19 protein-coding genes and 1 pseudogene are annotated in these 20,359 nt (G+C 40.3%); 16 read left to right on the top strand and 4 right to left on the bottom strand.

Annotated elements, in window-relative coordinates:
• Positions 1–561, bottom strand: a pseudogene (locus tag PL11201_RS27070) (hypothetical protein); the annotation flags it as partial.
• A gap of 130 nt (positions 562–691) precedes the next feature.
• Between PL11201_RS27070 and PL11201_RS11810 the strand changes: the two are divergent.
• From PL11201_RS11810 to PL11201_RS11785, 6 genes are all read left to right on the top strand, one after another.
• Positions 692–1,855 (top strand): GuaB3 family IMP dehydrogenase-related protein, encoded by a 1,164-nt coding sequence (locus PL11201_RS11810; RefSeq protein WP_079678899.1) that lies wholly within the window; start codon positions 692–694, stop codon positions 1,853–1,855.
• A 343-nt stretch (positions 1,856–2,198) separates the two neighbouring features.
• A complete protein-coding gene (trxA, locus tag PL11201_RS11805) occupies positions 2,199–2,543 on the top strand; it encodes a thioredoxin (RefSeq protein WP_079678898.1) in 345 nt (114 codons plus the stop codon).
• A gap of 195 nt (positions 2,544–2,738) precedes the next feature.
• Positions 2,739–3,806: an LOG family protein gene (locus PL11201_RS11800; protein ID WP_079678896.1), complete on the top strand. Its 1,068-nt coding sequence runs from the start codon at positions 2,739–2,741 to the stop codon at positions 3,804–3,806.
• A 144-nt stretch (positions 3,807–3,950) separates the two neighbouring features.
• A complete protein-coding gene (locus PL11201_RS11795; RefSeq protein ID WP_079678895.1) occupies positions 3,951–4,415 on the top strand; it encodes a nitrate reductase associated protein in 465 nt (154 codons plus the stop codon).
• Between the two features lie 104 nt (positions 4,416–4,519).
• A complete protein-coding gene (corA, locus tag PL11201_RS11790; RefSeq protein ID WP_079678893.1) occupies positions 4,520–5,695 on the top strand; it encodes a magnesium/cobalt transporter CorA in 1,176 nt (391 codons plus the stop codon).
• 91 nt (positions 5,696–5,786) lie between these two features.
• Positions 5,787–7,496, top strand: a complete 1,710-nt coding sequence (locus PL11201_RS11785; RefSeq protein WP_079678891.1) for a DUF3352 domain-containing protein — start codon at positions 5,787–5,789, stop codon at positions 7,494–7,496.
• Positions 7,497–7,629: 133 nt separating this feature from the next.
• On the opposite strand, the gene PL11201_RS11780 is transcribed toward PL11201_RS11785, so the two are convergent.
• Together PL11201_RS11780 and PL11201_RS11775 are read right to left on the bottom strand one after the other, a co-directional pair.
• The gene (locus tag PL11201_RS11780; RefSeq protein WP_079678889.1) at positions 7,630–8,616 is read right to left on the bottom strand and encodes a CHAD domain-containing protein; all 987 of its coding nucleotides are present in this window, start codon (positions 8,614–8,616) and stop codon (positions 7,630–7,632) included.
• Positions 8,617–8,710: 94 nt separating this feature from the next.
• Positions 8,711–8,926: a DUF7219 family protein gene (locus PL11201_RS11775; RefSeq protein ID WP_079678888.1), complete on the bottom strand. Its 216-nt coding sequence runs from the start codon at positions 8,924–8,926 to the stop codon at positions 8,711–8,713.
• Between the two features lie 403 nt (positions 8,927–9,329).
• Between PL11201_RS11775 and PL11201_RS11770 the strand changes: the two genes are divergently transcribed.
• The 10 genes from PL11201_RS11770 (at position 9,330) to PL11201_RS11725 (ending at position 19,105) form a co-directional block, all read left to right on the top strand.
• Entirely contained in the window at positions 9,330–9,845 is a 516-nt protein-coding gene (locus PL11201_RS11770; protein WP_079678886.1) for a GNAT family N-acetyltransferase, read from the top strand.
• 38 nt (positions 9,846–9,883) lie between these two features.
• Entirely contained in the window at positions 9,884–10,429 is a 546-nt protein-coding gene (locus PL11201_RS11765) for a hypothetical protein (protein WP_079678884.1), read from the top strand.
• A gap of 97 nt (positions 10,430–10,526) precedes the next feature.
• Positions 10,527–11,201 (top strand): HAD-IA family hydrolase, encoded by a 675-nt coding sequence (locus PL11201_RS11760; RefSeq protein ID WP_079678882.1) that lies wholly within the window; start codon positions 10,527–10,529, stop codon positions 11,199–11,201.
• A 192-nt stretch (positions 11,202–11,393) separates the two neighbouring features.
• Positions 11,394–12,437, top strand: a complete 1,044-nt coding sequence (locus PL11201_RS11755; protein WP_079678881.1) for a PstS family phosphate ABC transporter substrate-binding protein — start codon at positions 11,394–11,396, stop codon at positions 12,435–12,437.
• 17 nt (positions 12,438–12,454) lie between these two features.
• Complete coding sequence (arsB, locus tag PL11201_RS11750) at positions 12,455–13,603, top strand: ACR3 family arsenite efflux transporter (RefSeq protein WP_079678879.1); 1,149 nt, start codon at positions 12,455–12,457, stop codon at positions 13,601–13,603.
• A gap of 59 nt (positions 13,604–13,662) precedes the next feature.
• Positions 13,663–14,058 carry an arsenate reductase, glutathione/glutaredoxin type gene (gene arsC, locus PL11201_RS11745; RefSeq protein ID WP_079678877.1) on the top strand — a complete coding sequence of 132 codons (396 nt, stop codon included), beginning with the start codon at positions 13,663–13,665 and terminating at the stop codon, positions 14,056–14,058.
• Positions 14,059–14,193: 135 nt separating this feature from the next.
• Positions 14,194–14,856, top strand: a complete 663-nt coding sequence (gene arsH, locus PL11201_RS11740) for an arsenical resistance protein ArsH (protein ID WP_079678876.1) — start codon at positions 14,194–14,196, stop codon at positions 14,854–14,856.
• Between the two features lie 232 nt (positions 14,857–15,088).
• The gene (murD, locus tag PL11201_RS11735) at positions 15,089–16,462 is read left to right on the top strand and encodes a UDP-N-acetylmuramoyl-L-alanine--D-glutamate ligase (RefSeq protein WP_079678874.1); all 1,374 of its coding nucleotides are present in this window, start codon (positions 15,089–15,091) and stop codon (positions 16,460–16,462) included.
• 117 nt (positions 16,463–16,579) lie between these two features.
• Positions 16,580–17,908 carry an APC family permease gene (locus tag PL11201_RS11730; protein ID WP_234996671.1) on the top strand — a complete coding sequence of 443 codons (1,329 nt, stop codon included), beginning with the start codon at positions 16,580–16,582 and terminating at the stop codon, positions 17,906–17,908.
• A gap of 3 nt (positions 17,909–17,911) precedes the next feature.
• On the top strand, positions 17,912–19,105 hold the full coding sequence (locus PL11201_RS11725) for a hypothetical protein (RefSeq protein WP_079678870.1): 1,194 nt from the start codon (positions 17,912–17,914) through the stop codon (positions 19,103–19,105).
• Between the two features lie 144 nt (positions 19,106–19,249).
• Here the strand turns inward: PL11201_RS11725 and PL11201_RS26470 are convergent.
• Positions 19,250–20,359: calcium-binding protein (locus tag PL11201_RS26470; RefSeq protein WP_304442262.1), on the bottom strand; the 1,110-nt coding region annotated here is incomplete at its 5' end.

The following is a 20,359-nucleotide window of genomic DNA, read 5'->3' as shown; positions in this document are numbered from 1 at the left end:
CGCAACAGTCAACAGTCTAACTGGGATAGTGAGCATTGCTCGGTGGGTGGCAAATATATTGATAAAACCCCCCACCCAGTCAATAACCTGGCATACTTCAGCAATTATCGCCTTTACTGCGTCTAAATCTTCTGCTTGAGACGCATGATAGTGCGCCCTGATTAGTGGTTTAATATCATCAATATTTTGCCATTCAGATTTAGGTTTGAGCGGAATATTAATATAATAACTATAGGCTTGATGATGCGCTCTCCTAACATTTTCAGGGTTTTGATTCAACAAGCGATCGCCTTTTTCTTGGACTAGGGGATGCAATTTATAGGATTCGCGTTGGCAATCATAATATAGCAGTTGCCGACGCTTGAGAGCCAGGATAATATTTTCTTTGAGTTCATATTTACTCACTTCTAGTATTTGAGTAGCAATTGCAGCAAAAGATAGGGGATATTCTGATCTGCCATGGCTGTGTTCATGAGTCACATCTACACTCAAAGGATTTTCACTTTTTATTACGGCTTCAACTTGCTCATATAGCTTTTTTTGATTTTTCTTTAAAGCCATTATATAATCATTTCCACCCGACTTTGAAACAGCCCTGCCCCCGTTCCCCATTCTCCCAGGTTCACGGACAATCCTTTGGCTCGATTGTGATAGTCTAATTAGAAATAGAGTCTTGGGAACACATACAAGAGTGGATATTGTAATTGGTCGGGGCAAGGTTGCCCGCAGAGCTTATGGCATTGACGAAATTGCGTTAGTCCCTGGACAACGCACCCTTGACCCGGGTTTAGCAGATACAACTTGGACAATTGGTGGCATTCAACGAGAAATTCCGATTATTGCCAGTGCCATGGATGGGGTAGTTGATGTGCGTATGGCTGTGGAATTATCGAAATTGGGAGCATTGGGGGTATTGAACCTAGAAGGGATTCAAACCCGTTATCAAGACCCAGAACCGATTTTAGACCGCATCACTTCAGTCGGAAAAGAAGGGTTTGTCACCCTGATGCAAGAATTATATGCAGAACCGATTAAACCAGAATTAATTACCCAACGCATTCAGGAAATCAAGAATGGGGGCGGAATTGCTGCGGTGAGTGCGACACCAGTTGGAGCGAGTAAATATGGTTTGGTGGTGGCTGAAGCCGGGGCTGATTTATTCTTTGTGCAAGCCACAGTAGTGTCAACTACCTTCTTATCTCCAGAATCTGTGATTCCTCTGGATTTAGTTAAGTTTTGCCAAGAAATGCCGATTCCGGTGATTTTGGGTAACTGTGTCACCTACGATATCACCCTAGAATTACTCAAAGCGGGAGCGGCGGGAATTTTAGTTGGGATTGGCCCTGGTGCGGCTTGTACCTCCCGGGGGGTTTTAGGGGTGGGAGTTCCCCAAGCGACGGCCGTGGCTGACTGTGCGGCGGCTCGCAATGACTATTATCAAGAAACCGGACGTTATGTACCGATTATTGCCGATGGGGGCCTAATTACCGGAGGAGATATCTGTAAATGTATCGCCTGTGGTGCTGATGGCGTGATGATTGGTTCCCCCTTTGCCCGGGCTAAAGAAGCACCCGGACGGGGTTATCATTGGGGAATGGCAACGCCCAGTCCGGTGTTACCCAGGGGAACTCGGATTCGGGTGGGGACAACCGGAACCTTAGAACAAATTCTGCGGGGCCCGGCTCAACTTGATGACGGGACTCATAATTTATTGGGGGCGTTAAAAACCAGTATGGGAACCCTGGGAGCGCAGACGATTCCAGAAATGCAACAAGTGGAAGTTGTGATTGCTCCTTCGCTGCTGACCGAAGGAAAAGTCTATCAAAAAGCCCAACAGTTAGGGATGGGTAAGTGAACTACCTACACTGAACTGAGTACAGGTATAGTGTGAGCCTTCTTGCTGTTTAAGGTAAATTTACGGAGGTTGGGTTTCAGGATTCTTGACGAAACTTGTTAAATCGTTGTAAAACTTACGACTCAACCTGGAATTATATGAAATAAAATGGCACAATAGAAGAAGCGGAGACGTATGTTTCCGTTCACTCCTCACACCACACTCCGCCTGGACTTTTGTTCGGGCGGTTTCTTTAGGAGATCATATTGAAATATAATCGGGAGTTATTGCTTTGTAGAAAGCTTGCTCAAATTAAGGGTAGAATAGACAAAAAGGTCTTTTATATTATCAAGGATGTATAGAGATGTCCAACGCCTTACCAGTTACTGATGCTAGTTTTAAACAAGATGTGCTTGAGAGTCCGATCCCGGTATTAGTGGATTTTTGGGCGCCTTGGTGTGGGCCTTGTCGTATGGTTGCACCGGTTGTAGAAGAAATTGCAGCGCAATATGTTGGACAACTCAAAGTAGTCAAGCTCAACACAGATGAAAATCCTAATACTGCTAGTCAGTACGGAATTCGCAGTATCCCAACTCTGATGATTTTCAAAGATGGTCAAAGGGTGGATATGGTTGTAGGTGCTGTCCCTAAAACGACTTTAGCATCTACTTTGGAGGGTTATATTAATTCTCCAAAGAGTAGCCAGTAGAATACTTTAATCATTGTTACCTGGGTTGATTACTGAACTCAAAAACGGGCTGAAAAAAAGAGTAGGTTTGAGTCGGTTAATAAAAGTGGTTTTCAATTCCTAGGAAAGTGATACTTGAATCTCAAGCTGATTATTCACGGGTATTGCGCCTTGGAACCTTGGATCTGAGGCGCTTTGTTTTAGGTGATGAATTTTATGGACTCCTCAGATATTAGTTTGGCGGTAGATCCTCTACAAGCAGATATTATCCAGTTAGTGGCTAAATTGCCGAATTTGAAGCATAAAAAATGGATTTCACGATCGCTTTCCAGTCTAGTTCGGATGGCTGGAGAGGAATTTGAAACCCTAGACTGGAAAATTATTTCGGCTTCTTTATTGGACTTAGAGCGGGGTTTTCAAATTTTTTATCCCTATCGCCATGTTCGCAAAATTTGTATTTTTGGTTCGGCTCGAATTCCTGCGGATACCCCGGAATATCAAATGGCGGCGGATTTTGCCCAATGTGTCACCCAGCAAGGTTTTATGGTGTTAACCGGGGGTGGAGGTGGGATTATGCAGGCGGGAAATGAGGGCGCGGGTCTGGATTTATCGTTTGGTTTAAATATTCAACTTCCCTTTGAACAATCTTCAAATCCTTATATTCACGGGAATAAAAAAGCGATTATGTTTAAGTATTTTTTCACGCGCAAATTATTCTTTCTGCGTGAAAGTGATGCTTTAGCGATGTTTCCCGGGGGGTTTGGCACTTTAGATGAAACCTTTGAATGTTTAACTTTAATTCAAACGGGAAAGTTCGGCCCAGCCCCGTTAATTTTGGTGGATCGTCCGGGGGGAGATTATTGGTATGATCTCAACCAATTTATTGAGAAACAATTGCTCAATCGAGGATTAATTTCACCTGATGATCCGAGTTTTTATACAATTACGGATGATCTGTCTGTGGCTTGTGAAGCGATCGCCAGTTTCTATCGTGTTTATCATTCTAGCCGCTATGTTAAAGATAAATATGTGATGCGGTTAAAGTCCGAATTGTCTGATCAACAAGTGGAACAACTGAATACGGAGTTTCACGATATGTTATCTAAAGGAAGGATTGAGACAACTACAGCCCTCCCAGAAGAAATAGGCGACGATACGGAGAAATTACCCCGTTTAACCTTCCATTTTAATCAACGTCGAGTAGGGAGATTGTATCAAATGATTTATACAATTAATCAAATGGGGGCTACTTCCCCAGAGGCTGCTCATCCAGAGCAGAAATAGCAGGGGAGGCAGGGGAGGCAGGGGGAGCAGGGGAGGCAGGGGAGGCAGGGGAAGTATCATTACCCATTACCTATTACCCATTACCTGTTCCCTGTTCCCTTTTGATAAAGAATTTTGAACACAACTCAAATAGGATTGCTATATATGAATAATTTGTTTGAATTTGAACAGGATTTTGTGGAATCTTTGCGATGTATTCCGATGGTTGTGCGGTATAAGTTAGATAGTTGTGGGGTTAAGTTAAAATTGGAACATTGGAATAAATTTAGTCAGGAGGCTCGTCAACAGTTAGTTAGCAATTCGATTAATACACCGGAAGAAATCGCGGCTTATAGGAGTTTATTATATGAATTAGCAGAACAATATACGAATCTTCCTCTCAAGGATTTACCGATTGAGGATCAACCGCTTTGGTTAGAAACAAAAAAATTACCCGATGACGTACAGCAAAAAGCAGGGGAAATCGGGGTTAAGATTACCTTAAAACAATGGCAAGACTTAAGCCCGTTACAACGATTTGCTTTACTAAAGTTAAGCCATCCTAGTCATGAAAATAAAAACTTTTTACCTGCTTTAAAGGAATTTAAAATCTTAGAAAACAGCCTATAGATTTTTTTATTAAAATATAAACTCCCTTGTGAACTTCATCTGTTAAACTTGGATTAGTTTTGCGACTCCCAAACCCATTCCATTAACTTTCAGGGCAGTTTTTTATGGCACACAGTATAAAATCTACGATGCCCCCGCTCGATTCTGCTATTGATGAAGATGAGGAAGAATCCAAATTAGATTATTTCTATGATGATCCGGGAACTATCCCTGGAACATTGGATGTGGAAGCCGATGATCCCCCCCCGGAAATGGTATTAATTGATTATAGTGACGAAATGGCAACTCGTTTAACCTTAAAAACACCGGAGGAATGTGCACCTTATTTAGATACCCATTCTGTCTCTTGGTTGGATATTTTAGGGTTAGGAAATCAAGACACTTGGGATCGGATGGCGAAGGTATTTAATTTACATCCGATTGCCTTAGAAGATGTGGTGAATGTTCCCCAACGTCCTAAAGTTGTGGAATATGAGGGTCAATTGGTGATTGTGGCCTGGATGATCATGATCAAACCTGGCGCAGAGCCCCTGCATAAAGAACAGGTTAGTATTATTTTAGGGAAAAATTATTTACTGACGGTGCAGGAAGAAGCGGAATATGATTGTTTGCAACCAGTGCGCGATCGCATTCGTTATAATCAAGGAATTATCCGTAAACAAGGGGCTGATTATTTAGCCTATGCGATTTTAGATGCCATTATTGATGGTTTTTTCCCGGTATTAGAAGAATATGGAGAGATTTTAGAAGATTTAGAAGACAAGGTTGTCTTTAATCCTGTCCCTAAAGATCTAGCTAGAATTTATAGTATTCGTCGGGATTTATTTACCCTGCGCCGGGCAATTTGGGCGCAACGGGAAGCGATTAATGTATTAATTCGAGATGGAAGCGATTTAATTAGTCCAGAAGTTAGGATATATTTACGAGACTGTTATGATCATACCATTTTAGTTCGGGATATGGTAGAAACCTATCGAGAATTATCCTCGGATTTAATGGGAATTTATATGTCTACGATGAGTAATAAAATGAATGAAATCATGAAATTGCTCACCGTTATTTCGACTATTTTTATTCCCCTGACCTTTGTAGCTGGAGTCTATGGAATGAACTTTAATACGGAAATTTCTGCTTTGAATATGCCCGAACTTAATTGGTATTGGGGTTATCCAGTCTGTTTGGGAATGATGTTTTTCATCGCTTTAGGGTTATTTTTCTTCTTCTGGAAACGCGGTTGGTTTAATAGTATTTCCGAGCCCGAAGATCAAGAACCCCTGTGATCAATTTGCAAAGTGTGACCCCCTGGGTTAAAATCTCCCTCGATATCGAATTAATTAGTCTACTGGTTGTCTAAAGCCATCCTTGCCATTCATGATCCAAAAAATTAAACCCAATCTAGTTTTGACTGTGGGAGTTGCGACGCTGCTGGTTGGAGGGGGAATTGCAGCCTACTACAGTCTAGTTTCGCGTAAATTTTTAGAAGGTGTTCCCCTGGGTGCGAATGTTGTCCCCCAAGAAGCAATGGTGGCTGTATCCCTCTCTACAAATGGCCAACAATGGGATAAATTAAAGCAATACGGCACAGTCCAATCTCAGGCGGCGTTGCAGGAAATTCTCAAGGGTTGGCAAAATCGGGTCTTTACAGACAATGGCTATGATTATCAAAAGGATATCCAGCCCTGGGTCGGTCAAGAAGTGATGATGGCTGCTTTACCGAATTCTAGCTTGATTTCTGGGACTGCTCCTACCCCGGATGCTTCTACAACCCTAAATCAACAGGCAATGGTGATGGTATTTCCCATTGCTAACCCCGCCAAAGCAAAGGAATTATTATCGCAACCGAGAACAGTACAACCGGGTCAAACCACCCAGCGCTCCTATCGAGGAGTTGATATTATTGAAACCCAGGGAAATCCTAAACAGAATTATTCGATTTCTGTCCTGGGACAAGATTTTTTAGTTGTTACCACCGATCCGAATGCAACTGAACGGGTAATTGATACTTATAGAGGTTCGGATTCCTTAGCGAAAACCCCTGGATATGCTGCTAGTTTAAAGACGATTAAAACTACTAATCCTTTTGCTCAAGTTTACCTAAATATTCCCGTAGCTACAAAGATTGCCTCCTATCGTTCTCCTAATCCGATTCCTGATAAAAATTTGGAACAGGTACAACAGCATCAAGGATTAGCTACTAATATTAATTTAGAAGCTCAGGGCGTAGGTCTAAAAGCCGTATCTTGGTTAAAACCTAATAGTCAGAAAAAATTTACCGTTGAAAATAAGGCTCAAGAGATTCTACCTCGGATTCCAGAAAATACATTAATGATGGTTTCTGGAAGTAATTTAAAACGGGTTTGGGAAGATTATACTCAAGGGGCAAATGCTAATCCGATAGCGCCCTTGAATCCTCAAGTTTTGAGTTCGAGTTTTAAATCGGCGACGGGGATGGAGTTAGAAAAAGATGTTTTGAATTGGATGGGGGGGGAGTTTTCTTTATCTTTAGTTCCGGCTAATCCTAATCCTAGGGCGTTAGAACGATTTGTGGCGGGGTTAGTATTAATGGTGAAGGTTTCCGATCGCAGTGCGGCGGATAAGGCTTTAACCCAGTTAGATGAGGTGATGAAGAATAAGAAATTTAAGGTGAGTGAAACTAAAGTTAAGGATCAATCGGCGGTGCAATGGGTATCTCCCTTTGGGGGATTTATGGTAACTCGGGGTTGGTTAGAATCCGATGTGGCTTTTGTCACTTTGGGGGGAGCGATCGCGGATCAAGTTGTGCCTTCACCTCAAGCTGCAATCACCTCTAATCCGCTATTTCAGCAAACTATTCCGATGGGACTCAACCCCAATAATGGCAACTTTTTTATGAATCTTGAACGGGTGTTTGATCCGAATGTTAGAACTCTATCTTTACCCCAACTTCCTCCAGATCAAAGGCTATGGATTGATGCGATTCAATCAATTGGATTAACTACTGCAATTATCGGCGATCGCACCAGCCGTTATGATATTTTTGTGAAAATCAAAACGCCTAGCACTCAACTTCCTCCAACCGCAACCCCTAAAACAGAACCTTAAAGGGCAGGGGGAGTAGGGGAGCAGGGGGAGCAGGGGAGGTAAACTCTTTCTAAACCCATTGCCCATTGCCTATTCCCCATTCCCCCTCTTTCTAAACCCATTGCCCATTGCCTATTCCCCATTCCCCCTCTTTCTAAACCCATTGCCCATTACCCATTTCTATAACTGGATTCAGTAATTCTAAGCGAAATTCTTGGCGATTTTCAGGCTTTAAATAACGCTGTTGAAGTTCTTGCCATTTTTGCCAAGATTTATACTGACTTTCTGCTAAAAGATTGATCAAAGTCGGGAGTTTAGAGTTGATTTTTGATGGTATTTTGTCTGCTATTTTTTTTATTAACACCATACCATCTTGTATATCTCCTAAATGTTCTTGAATGGCTTTGATATCTTCTAAATAAGCTAGATATTTAGAACTATAAAAATGAGTAAATAAACTCATTTGATAACGGATTTTCTTCGCTTGCTTTCTTAAATCATGCAAAGATTCTCCCTGTTTCTCTAAAATGATTTTTAAGGTTTCTGGAGTGATTTCAGAAGCATTAACTAAATCTTGAGTGATTCCCACTTGCCAACCCGGATGCAAGAATAAATGACTAATTTGGGGAAGTAATAAATCCGGTAAAACTTCATCAATAGGGAGTTTTTCTAGCATTGTAAAATTAGGTTCTTTCACCCAATCCTGTAAATCTTCTTTCAAACTTTGATATATTTTATGTTCTAAAGTCCATTCCACAACTCTAAAGGCTTTGTGACGTTGTTTGACCCAATCCATTAATACTTTATCTACAATTTCTTGTTCCGATGGTGGTAATTGGGAATAATAACTATTTTGTAATAGTTCTAATAAAACATCCAAATCCCGCAATTTTCCCAAACGACGGGCAATTTTACCGATTTTTTCATCCTCGGCAGATTCTGGTAATTTTAATACTGGAGCAAACCCAACCACCGCAGACCTTAACCGTCGCATTCCCACCCGCATTTGATGTAATTCTTCAGGATCATGATCTTTTAAAACTTCAGACTCATGACTAATAACTTTTTCTAGGTGTTTCTGAATCGCTTGTACTGCCCAATATCCTAAAGTTTCGGTTTGAGGATTAGTTGTTGTTTCCATGATAAACACCCCAAAATTTTAATTAATACTTGTTTGATTATAACAATCTTAAATAGTTTTTTACAGAGAATTTAAGATTGTTATAATATGGGATTTAGTCATTAATTACACTGTTTTGTAATTCCGTGACTAGCCGCTTAATCTGGTTATAGGCTTGCCCAGAAGATAGTGTTCCTTGGGTTTCTAAGCTAAAAATTTGGCTAATATCCATCACAAAATCTTGCAATTGAACTTGATCAGATACAGGAAGAATCCGAGTTTCCCAATGATCAATCTGAGTCTGATCAAAAAAATCTGGGGCTGATCTCATAGTTATATCCAAACCCTGCGAATTCTAGGAATATTGTTTATTCTACTATTAAATTGTAATCTTAAACCAAAAATTAATTAAAGTCAAGGGATTAAATTATTAGATTTTTTTTACAAAAGTTATAATATTACCGTTCAAATCTTTATTCTAAAAAGTTAAACAAAAATTAACTCTGAGATCAACTAGATTTAACTAACTTTATATAGTCAAATCCTGAACAGCTTGATCATTTTGGGAAATAAGCTGTTGAGCATTTAAACTGTATATTTTAGAGGCTGAAACCCCTTACTGGCTTGGATCGTCTCGAAAATTTAGATAATTAACAGCTTAGGCGATAAACTGATAACTGGTACAAACGCGCCCGGGCGCAGCCATGCCTAAGGCATCTAGCCCACTGATATTTATGAACCTTGCTTCAAATGTCCGTCCAGAAACTCCCTCAGACTATCCTAGAATTACCCAAATTCATAAATTAGCATTTAACCGACCCAATGAAGCCGATTTAATTGATTTAATTCGTCAATCTAATCGCTATATTCCTGGGTTAACATTAGTGGCAGAAATTGACGAAATGATTGTCGGTCATATTGTCTATAGTGAGATTAATTTAGTCAATCAAGAAACCATTTCTGTCCTAGGATTAGCTCCTTTAGCTGTGCATCCAGAGTTCCAAAATCGAGGAATTGGTAGCCAATTAGTGCAAGTTAGTTTGACACTTGCTAAAATTAGACAATATCCTTTAATTATTGTTTTAGGTGATCCTAAATTTTATGCTAAATTTGGTTTTCAGCCTTCTGTAGACTATCAAATTCACTCTCCTTTTCCTGTTCCTGAAGAATATTTTATGGTTAAGGTTTTTAACGATAAAATTCAACACCAAGGAAATATTATCTATCCTCAAGCATTTAGTCAAGTTTAAACCAAAATTATGTAAAAATAGAAATAAATCAAATCCATATGTCACTCAATGAATTTATTGTTTATGCTTGTCCCAGGGGAGAATTAGCGGAACAAATTGAAGCATTTTATCAAGAAAGCCTGGAATTGTGCGGATTAAATGCGGCTCATAATTATATGCCCCATTGTACCTTAACTGGCTTTTTTCAAGATCAAGAATCTCAAATTTCCCTCTATATTCAAGCCCTAGAAACCGCTTACAAGACCGCACAATTAACCGCGATTCCTTTAAAGATTAATGTGACCCAAATGACTTTTCAATCCACTTGGTATGGTTTGGAATTACAAGCCCAAGGCATTCCCTTGTTAATGATTCATTTTGGTCAATTGGTTAATTCACCAACTCGCTTAGAAGCTTTGCGATTAAAAACTTGGCTCCATTTGAGTTTAGCTTATGAATTTCAACCTCAACACGCTCGAAAATTAAAAGATTTAGCTCAAAACCGAATTAATCCCTCCGCCCAAGTGGATTGGGAATTAAGGTTTTATCAGAGACATCCCGATCATTCCTGGACTTGTCATCAATCTTGGCAATTAACATCCTAGACTCAATTGATTTTTCATCGAATTCCAGACCATTTTGACCCCTTGATTTATCCGTCAATTTGATTCATAATAACTACAATGCTTTATCCCTTGACCAATGCCCAACTTTAGAAAAATTACCCACGTTATTTACGATTTAGACGGTTTACTGTTAGATACGGAACCCCTTCATACTAAAGTTAATCAAATGGTTGCCAACTATTATGGCAAAACCATTGATCATGCCCTCGGTTGCAAAGTTAGGGGTAGAAAATCCCATGATTCTGTTAAACTCTTAACTCAAGAGTTGGAATTGTCAGTCACGGTAGAAGAATTCTTAGAACGAAAAGATGCAATTATTTACCAATTGTATCCCCATGTTTTGCCGTTAGATGGAGCCGTTTTTCTAACTCAACATCTGGCTAATCATAATATTCCTCAAGCGATCGCTACCAGTTCAGGGAATCGTCCCTTTACCGCTAAAACCCAAAGTCATCAACAATGGTTTTCTCTGTTTCAATCTATTGTTAGAGGAGATGATCCTGAACTTAAAAATGGCAAACCCGCACCGGATATTTTCTTATTAGTGGCGCAACGTTTAGGAGCAAAACCTGAAGAATGTTTAGTATTTGAAGATGCTTTAGCGGGGGTTTCTGCGGCAAGGGCGGCGGGAATGTCCGTAATAGCAGTTCCCGCGTCGGATATGGATAAATCCCTTTATCAAGAAGCCGATCAAATTCTTAATTCTCTCAGTGAATTTGAACCAGAATTATGGCAGTTACCAAGGTTTTAATTAATAAATCAAAGATTAGATATTAGGGGGAAATTAGCGATCATAATTTTCCTCTTTTCCATAGTTTTTCTCGGACTAATTCAGTATTTTTAGATAATCTAAAAGAATCTTAACCTTTTTTTGACTTGACATATCAATTTTTTTTGATATGATTCAGATATCCCTAACCATAAATATCACGGGGGATATTTTATGACTCCTAGACTACTAAAATTGCTCAGTTCTCTCAAAATCTTGGTTTTATCGGTTGGGACTGCTACTTTACTTTTAGCTTGCAGTCAGGGTCAGACACAGCAGGTAAAACAGACAAAACCTATTCGTATTGATGGTTCTAGTACCGTTTATCCCATTACAGCAACCATTGTTAAAGAATACAGTGCTCAGAGTCCTTCTACTCTGGATGTAAAGGTTGATTTTTCGGGAACTGGAGGAGGTTTTAGAAAATTTTGTGCTGGAGAAACCGATATTAATAATGCGTCTCGACCCATTTTAAAAGCAGAAATAGAAGCTTGTAAAAACAACAAGATTTCTTATCTGGAATTACCTATTGCGTTTGATGCCTTAACGATAGTTGTTAATCCCCAAAATACCTGGGCAAAGGATATCACCGTTGCCGAATTAAAGAAACTTTGGGAACCTCAAGCTGAGGGAAAAATTAAAACTTGGAATCAAATTCGTGCCTCCTGGCCTAATCAACCAATTAATCTCTATGGCCCAGGGAGAGATTCAGGAACCTTTGATTATTTTACCGCGGCAATTGTTGGGGAAGAAAAAGCCAGCCGAAATGATTATCAAGCCAGTGAAGATGATGAAGTGATTGCAAAAGGAGTGATAAATGATCCCAATGGACTTGGCTATTTTGGCTATGCTTATTATCAGGAAAGACCTGGGGATTTAAAAGCCTTAGCTGTGGATAATCAAAAAGGTTCAGGGCCAATGATTCCATCGGTAAATGCAACGGAAATTGAAAAATATCGACCCTTAGCTCGCCCTCTGTTTATCTATGTGAATGCGGTGGCGGCTCAAGATAATCCGGCGATGAATAATTTTCTGGATTTCTATATGCAAAAAGCCCCTAAAGTAGTTCAAAATGTGGGTTATATTGCCTTTGAACCCGATGACTATACCAAACTCTATCGTAACTTTCATAAAACCAAAGTGGGGACGGTATTCGGGGGAACATCGGAGTTTAACTTAACTCTGGATGAAGTGTTAACAAAACGGGCAGAATACTAATTTTTTTAGGAGGTTTAATGAGTCTAAATTCACCTCAAGTTAATCCATCGGCGGTGCAAGCGGGGGGGAAACTGAGTGTTTTTGAAAAATACCTAACGGTTTGGGTGTTTTTATGTATTATTGGTGGGATTATTTTAGGGCGTTTATTCCCGGGAGTTGCGGTTACTTTGGACTCGATGAGCGTCCATCAAATCTCGATTCCCATTGCCATTTGCCTGTTTTTTATGATGTATCCCATCATGGTAAAAATTGATTTTACCCAGGCTGCTAACGCCGTCCGCGCCCCTAAACCCGTATTACTAACTTTAGTTGTAAATTGGTTAATTAAACCCTTTACAATGGTAGCCTTTTCTCAGTTCTTTTTAGGCTGGTTATTTCTTCCTTTAATCACCGGAACAGAACTGATCGGAGGTCAGGAAGTTTCCTTAGCTAATTCCTATATTGCGGGAACTATTTTATTAGGAATTGCTCCCTGTACAGCGATGGTTTTGATGTGGGGTTATCTGTGTTATGGAAATCAAGGCCATACTTTAGTGATGGTGGCGGTTAATTCCTTGGCGATGTTATTTTTATATGCACCGTTAGGGCGTTGGTTACTCGCGGCTAATGATTTAACTGTGCCTTGGTTAACGATTTTTTTATCGGTGATCATTTATGTGGCATTACCTTTAGCGGCTGGAGTGTATACTCGCCAGTGGATTTTTAAAAACAAAGGTAAGGCTTGGTTTGAACGGGAATTTCTGCATTATTTAAGCCCCGTTGCTACATCGGCATTGTTGATTACTTTGGTGTTACTCTTTGCCTTTAAAGGGGAATTAATTGTTAATAATCCCTTTCATATTCTGTTAATTGCAGTGCCTTTATTTATCCAAACCAATTTTATCTTTCTGATTAGCTATGTAATCGCTTTAAAAATGAAAATGTCCTATGAAGATGCGGCTCCGGCGGCATTAATTGGGGCGAGTAATCATTTTGAAGTCGCGATCGCCACAGCAGTCACCTTATTTGGTTTGAATTCCGGTGCAGCTTTAGCAACAGTTGTGGGGGTATTAATTGAAGTTCCAGTGATGTTAATGTTGGTTGAAGTTTGCAAAAAAACTGCCTTTTGGTTCCCGAGAGAACCGGAAAAAGCCAGTTTATTTGATCCGCGTTGTGTTAAGAGTTAAATCCATAAATACCCGGATTTATTAGATCATTTAGCTATTCTAAACATTGGAGATTGACGATGAAAAAAGTGATGTTTGTTTGCAAAAGAAATTCTTGCCGTTCTCAAATGGCAGAAGGATTTGCTAGAACTTTAGGAGCCGGAAAAATAGCCGTTACCAGTTCCGGTTTAGAAGCCAGTCGGGTGCATCCTACGGCAATTCAAGTGATGGATGAAATTGGGATTGATATTACTAATCAAACTTCTAACCCTTTAAGTGATTTCCAAGCAGAAGATTATGATGCGGTGATTTCTCTGTGTGGTTGTGGGGTAAACTTACCCGAAGCCTGGGTAGTTCAAGAGGTATTTGAAGATTGGCAATTAGACGATCCTGACGGACAACCTTTAGAAACTTTTCATCGAGTCAGAGATGAAATTAAAGACAGAGTTCAAACCTTAATTGATAGTTTGAGTTAACAATTTTTGCAATAATCAGTTGTAGGGGCGGGTTCATCGAGATACGCGGTAATTAACAAAGATCTAAAAGAACCCGCCCGTACCAGTTATTAGTCTAAAACCCATTACCCATTACCTATTACCTATTACTAATATATGTTCGATCATCCACCCCGAATTCTATTTTTATACGGTTCTCTCCGGGTAAGGTCTTATAGTCGTTTCTTAGCAGAAGAAGCCGCCCTAATTATTCAGGATTTTGGTGCAGAAGTGCGGTTTTTTGACCCCCGAGAATTACCGATTTATGGAAGCGTACCCGACACTCACCCCAAAGTTCAGGAGCTACGGGAATTGAGTTTATGGTCTGAGGGCCAGGTCTGGTCGAGTCCCGAACTTCATGGTCAAATTAGTGGGATCATGAAAAATCAAATTGATTGGATTCCTCTGACCATGGGGGCGATCCGACCGACCCAGGGCCGAACTTTGGCCGTGATGCAGGTCTGTGGCGGTTCCCAGTCTTTCAATGCGGTGAATACCCTGCGGATTCTGGGGCGCTGGATGCGGATGTTTACGATTCCCAATCAATCTTCGGTGGCCAAAGCCTATCAGGAGTTCGATGAAGATGGGGTGATGAAGGATTCCCCCTATCGCGATCGCGTGGTTGATGTGATGGAGGAACTCTATAAATTTACATTGTTATTAAGAGGACAGGCTGATTATTTAAGCGATCGCTATAGTGAAAGAAAGGAAAAAGGAGTTCAGGAAACGATGATTGATATTGGTAAAACAATTAATGGGGTTTATGGTAATAAGTTCTAAATTGTAAAGAATTGAAACGTTTACTTGTGACTCGCCGTAAGAGAACTTAGTATAAATCCTGTGGTTTTCGTGAACCTAAGCGGGAGCTAAAACCTGGGGGGTTCACGAAAAACCCTAGAACCTTGACAAATAAATAGTTTATTTGACTTTCAATAACAATAATCCCGCTTGCGGGACTGAAACATATCCGAGTAGAATCAAAAACAATCTACTGGGAATTTTTAAATTGTCTATGCCGAAAGTTCATATTATTGGTTTAGGAAGATCGGGAAATGCCGCCGCCCGGTTGTTAAAATTGCAAGGATGGGATGTGATTTTGAGCGATCGCAATTCCTCCTCAACCCTAGAAACCCAAAAACAACAACTAGAAACCGAAGGAATTCAAGTTGAATTAGGACATACTTTTCAACCCGATATCTCCCTGGATTTAATTGTGGTCAGTCCTGGAGTTCCTTGGGATAGTCCGGGGTTAAAAGCCGCCCGAAATTTAGGCATAGAAACCATCGGAGAACTAGAATTAGCTTGGCGAAATCTGCGACATTTGCCCTGGGTTTGTATTACTGGAACCAACGGCAAAACCACAACCACCGCCCTCACTACCGCAATTTTTCAAGCCGCAGGTTTAAACGCTCCCGCCTGTGGAAATATTGGGTATGCCGCCTGTGAATTAGCCTTACAAGAATATCAAGGAATAGAAAAACCCCTAGATTGGGTAATTGCAGAAGTCAGTAGTTATCAAATCGAATCCTCCTCAACTTTAAGCCCTAAAATTGCCATTTGGACGACCTTTACCCCGGATCATTTGAGTCGCCATTACACCTTAGAACGCTATTATGATATTAAAGCTAAATTACTCTATCAATCCCAAATTCAAATTATTAATGGGGATGATCCCTATTTAAGAGAAACCGCGAATCAACGCTGGCTTTCTGCCTCTTGGACAAGTGTTTTAGGGCGAGAAAAATTAGTTGCCAATCCCGAATTAGGATTTTATATTGATCATAATTGGGTAATGCAAAATGGAGAAAAAATAGTTCAAGCCGATGCCTTAAAAATGGTCGGAAGTCATAATCAACAAAATCTCCTGATGTCCGTTGCCGCCGCTCGATTAGCAGGCATAGAAACCCCAGCCATTAGTCAGGCAGTTTCTGATTTTCCCGGGGTTGCCCATCGTTTAGAACAGATAATGAATTGGCAAGGAATTGACTGGATTAATGATAGTAAAGCCACCAATTATGACGCGGCTGAAGTGGGATTATCGGCCGTTAATGCTCCTGTGATTTTAATAGCTGGAGGAGAAGCCAAACAAGGAGACGATACGGCTTGGATCAATCAAATTAAAGCAAAAGCCGTTTCAGTATTATTAATTGGAGATGCGGCCGAAGCCTTTGCCAAACGGTTAATAGAAGAAAATTACTCTGATTTTGAAATCGTGGAAACCCTGGAAAAAGCAATCATTAGATCCTCTAAAATTGCTCCAAAATTAGGCGCAAAAGTGGTACTATTATCTCCTGCCTGTGCCAGTTTTGATCAATATCAAAGTTTTGAACATCGGGGTGATCATTTCCGCCAGTTGTGTTTAGAATTACAATCAGGGCAGGTTTAGATTATCCGTTAGAGAGGATTCAAAATTAATACATAATCCGCCCATATTTATTGATAATCTTCTTCGTGTCTTTGTGCCTTTGTGGTTGTTTAAATATCCCTATTTTGCAAAACAATTTTGAACGATTCTAACTCCTTAGAAAAACCCAGTTTATCCAGTAAAATCACATTATCAACAGCAATTTCTCTTGTAGTTGCTAATATGATTGGAACCGGTGTATTTACCAGTTTAGGGTTTCAAGTCCTTGATATTCAGTCGGGTTTTGCCATTTTATTTTTGTGGTTGATTGGCGGTATTTTTGCCCTTTCTGGAGCCCTATGTTATGGAGAATTAGGGGCGGCCATGCCCCGCTCTGGGGGAGAATATCATTATCTGTCGGAAATTTATCATCCGGTGATTGGTTTCCTCTCAGGATGGGTGTCTGTAACCGTTGGTTTTGCGGCTCCTATTGCCGCCGCTGCCATGGCATTAGGGAAATATATTTCCAGTGTATTTCCTAGTTTAAATTATCCCACCATAATTGCTTTAATTGCAGTAATATTAGTTTCTCTAATTCATACCCAAACCCTGAAAATTAGTAGTGTGTTTCAACAGGGATTTACGGTTTTAAAAGTTGTTTTAATTATTGTTTTTATTCTGAGTGGGTTAACTTTAGGCACCCCTCAACCCATTGAATTTATACCACGTTTTAGCGATATTCCGGTAATTTTCAGTTCATCTTTTGCCGTTTCTTTAGTTTATGTGACCTATTCCTATTCCGGTTGGAATGCTGCGGTTTATTTAGCGAGCGAAATTAAAGAACCTGAGAAAAACTTGCCGAAATCCCTTTTAATGGGTACGTTAATTGTTACAATTTTATATCTACTTTTGAACTTTGTTTTTCTCTATACAACACCCATTGAACAATTAGCCGGACAATTAGAAATTGGTTATATTGTCGCCCAACAAATTTTTGGTAATCTGGGAGCAAAAATCATGGGACTATTAATTGGATTTGGCTTAATTTCTTCCATTAGTTCCATGGTATTAGCTGGGCCAAGAGTTACCCAAGTCATCGGGGAAGATATTCCCTTATTTAAAATTTTGGCTCAAAAAAATCAACATGGAATCCCCTATTATGCCCTATATTTACAACTGGCGATCGTGATTATATTAATCATCACCGCCAGCTTTCAAGCCGTAATTACCTATTTAGCGTTTACCCTGACCCTATCTTCATTAATCACGGTTTTAGGGGTGTTTGTCCATCGTTTTCGCCGTCCTGACGTACCCCGTCCCTATAAAACTTGGGGATATCCAATCACTCCGATCATTTTTTTAGGAATTAGCCTTTGGATGCTAATATTTATTTTTCAGGATAAACCCCTAGAATCCTTAGCCGGATTAGGAACAATTGCCCTTGGTTTACCCTTCTATTTTATCGGTATTCGGAATAAATTGGTGTAATTTATGAAATTCTCAGCCCTATTACTGATCCTTTTAAGTGTTGTTGGTTTGCAGTCCTGTGTTCAAACTGAACCTCAAGAAAAGACTGAAAAATCCCCAGGAATTGAAACCCCCAAAACCTCCCCAGAAACCCCTCCTTCTCCGCTTGATCCCTTAACCCTATATGATCAAAAACAAGCGGATTATTTAACAGATACCGCTAAATTAATTGCGGGAATGAAAGTTGATCCTAAAAGTCGGTTTTATTCCCTAACCCAATCTAAATTTTGGGTGAATTATCATGGTTTTATTGAGCCAGCTTGGTCAAAACTAGAAAAACAACAACTGGCAAAAGTTAGCGACTGGTCAAAACAGGAATTAGCTACGATTAATCAATCTAATCCTCGAATTTTTTATCCCTTTAGTGGGCCGGATTTCTTATATGCTAATTTATTTTTCCCGACGGCTCAAGAATATGTGCTGGTGGCTTTAGAACCCGTGGGAACTATTCCTAATTTTAATGAATTATCCGAAAGTCAGCGTAATCAAAAATTGGGAGATGTGAAAAACTCCCTTTATTCTTTACTTCAGTTTAGCTTTTTTCAGACCAAAGAAATGAAGTCTGATTTATCTAATCAAGGAGTTTTACCTTTAATTTTATTATTTATGGCGAGAACAAATAACAGAATTTTAGACTTACAATATATTGGATTAGACAAAGATGCTAAAATTCAAAAATTTGAAAAAGGCATGATTCCCGGGGTGAAAATTGATTTTGTTTCTCAAGGGGAAAAAGAACCTCGAACTTTATATTATTTTTCCGCCGATATTTCCGATGAGGGCTTGAAAAAAATACCCCAATTCAGCAAATTTATCAAACAAATTGAGCAACCCGTTACCTATCTTAAAGCCGCATCCTATTTAATGCACAGACCCGCCTTTGCTGGAATTCGAGAGTTAATTCTGGCTCAAAGTCAAGCGATTTTACAGGATGATTCGGGGATTCCCCTGAACTTTTTTGCCGAAAAACAATGGAATTTAAACTTTTTTGGAACCTATACCGCCCCCATTTCTTTATTTAGTGTTCGCTATCAACCGGATTTAAGGAAAGTTTATCAAAGCAATGCTGCTGTGAAACCGCTTAATTTTGGGGTGGGTTATAAGTTTGGGGTGAATCAATCTAATATGATGTTAGCAACCAAAAAGCAAAAACCTTAATCCTACATGGAATATTGATAGGGTTCGAGGCTATCAGGTTCTACATTACGTTCTTTAAAAAAGATAAACAAAAGTTTATTCAGCATCAGTGAAGTTCACCCCCGTTAGGCGTTTTGCCTAACGAGAGTTTCTTAAAGTCACTGTTTATTGTGGGGAATTATTCTCGAAAAAGTCCGCCGCCGTAATTAAAGAGCTATTAACGCCCAAAAGTTTAGCAACTTGTTGTTGAGTGCTAGTAACGGTCAGAATCGTATTGCCATTCACAGAAGTAATTTGTAACTGAGCAAAAGTCAATCCCCCCGTGAACACAATTCGGTCTAACCCATCTTGGAAATCCGTAATGGTTTCCGTATCAAACTGAGTCGCAATATAGAATTCATCATTGCCGCCGCCTCCGGTTAGAGTATCAAGACCCTCAGCACCGACGAGGATGTCATTGCCCTCACCGCCAAAAAGTTGGTCTTCTTCGGTACCACCATCGAGAAGATCATCTCCTAAATCGCCCCAGAGCAGATCATTACCTTCATTACCATCAAGTAGATCGGTTTCCTTACCCCCATAGGTTGTATCATTGCCCGTGCCTCCAGAAACGATGTCAGTACCTTCATCCCCAAATAGGACATCATCACCCTCATTTCCTTTGAGAAAATCAGTGCTCTTGCCACCAAAAACCAGATCATTGCCTTCATTCCCCTCTAAGACATCGATATCTTCACCGCCCAAAAGCAGGTCATCTCCTTGATTGCCGTGGAGAAGATCATTCCCTTGAGTGCCGAAAACCGTATCGTTACCACCTCCGCTTTGAATTAAGTCATCTCCTAAATCACCGAAGATTAGGTCATTATCCTGACCTCCCAGGACAGTATCATTGCCCTGACCGCCATAGGCCGTGTTATTCCCCGATTCCAGAGTAATAAAGTCATCTCCTTTAAAAGCCGATGCCTGGTCATTACCCCCACCTGATGAAATCAGATCCTGATTGTCCGTAGCTTCCAAATCATCGGTATTACCCGTACCGTTAACTGGGTTGGCACTCGCCGGAGGCGTCAGGGCATCGGCGTTAATTTGGAGTTTCTGGTATAACACGGTGGGGTCAAATATATACACCGCCATGGGTTCTGGCGTGGGCTGGGGTGAAACGGTAACAGGCAAGGATTTGAGAGCATCCTCCAAAGCCTTAAAGTCCGGTATGGGAATTTGGGTCGGTGCGGGTGTGGGTACGGGTGTGGGCTCCGGTGTAGGTGCGAGTGTGGG

It is taken from the genome of Planktothrix sp. PCC 11201, assembly GCF_900009135.1.
GTDB lineage: Bacteria > Cyanobacteriota > Cyanobacteriia > Cyanobacteriales > Microcoleaceae > Planktothrix.
This window is presented reverse-complemented; position numbering and strand designations above follow the sequence as displayed.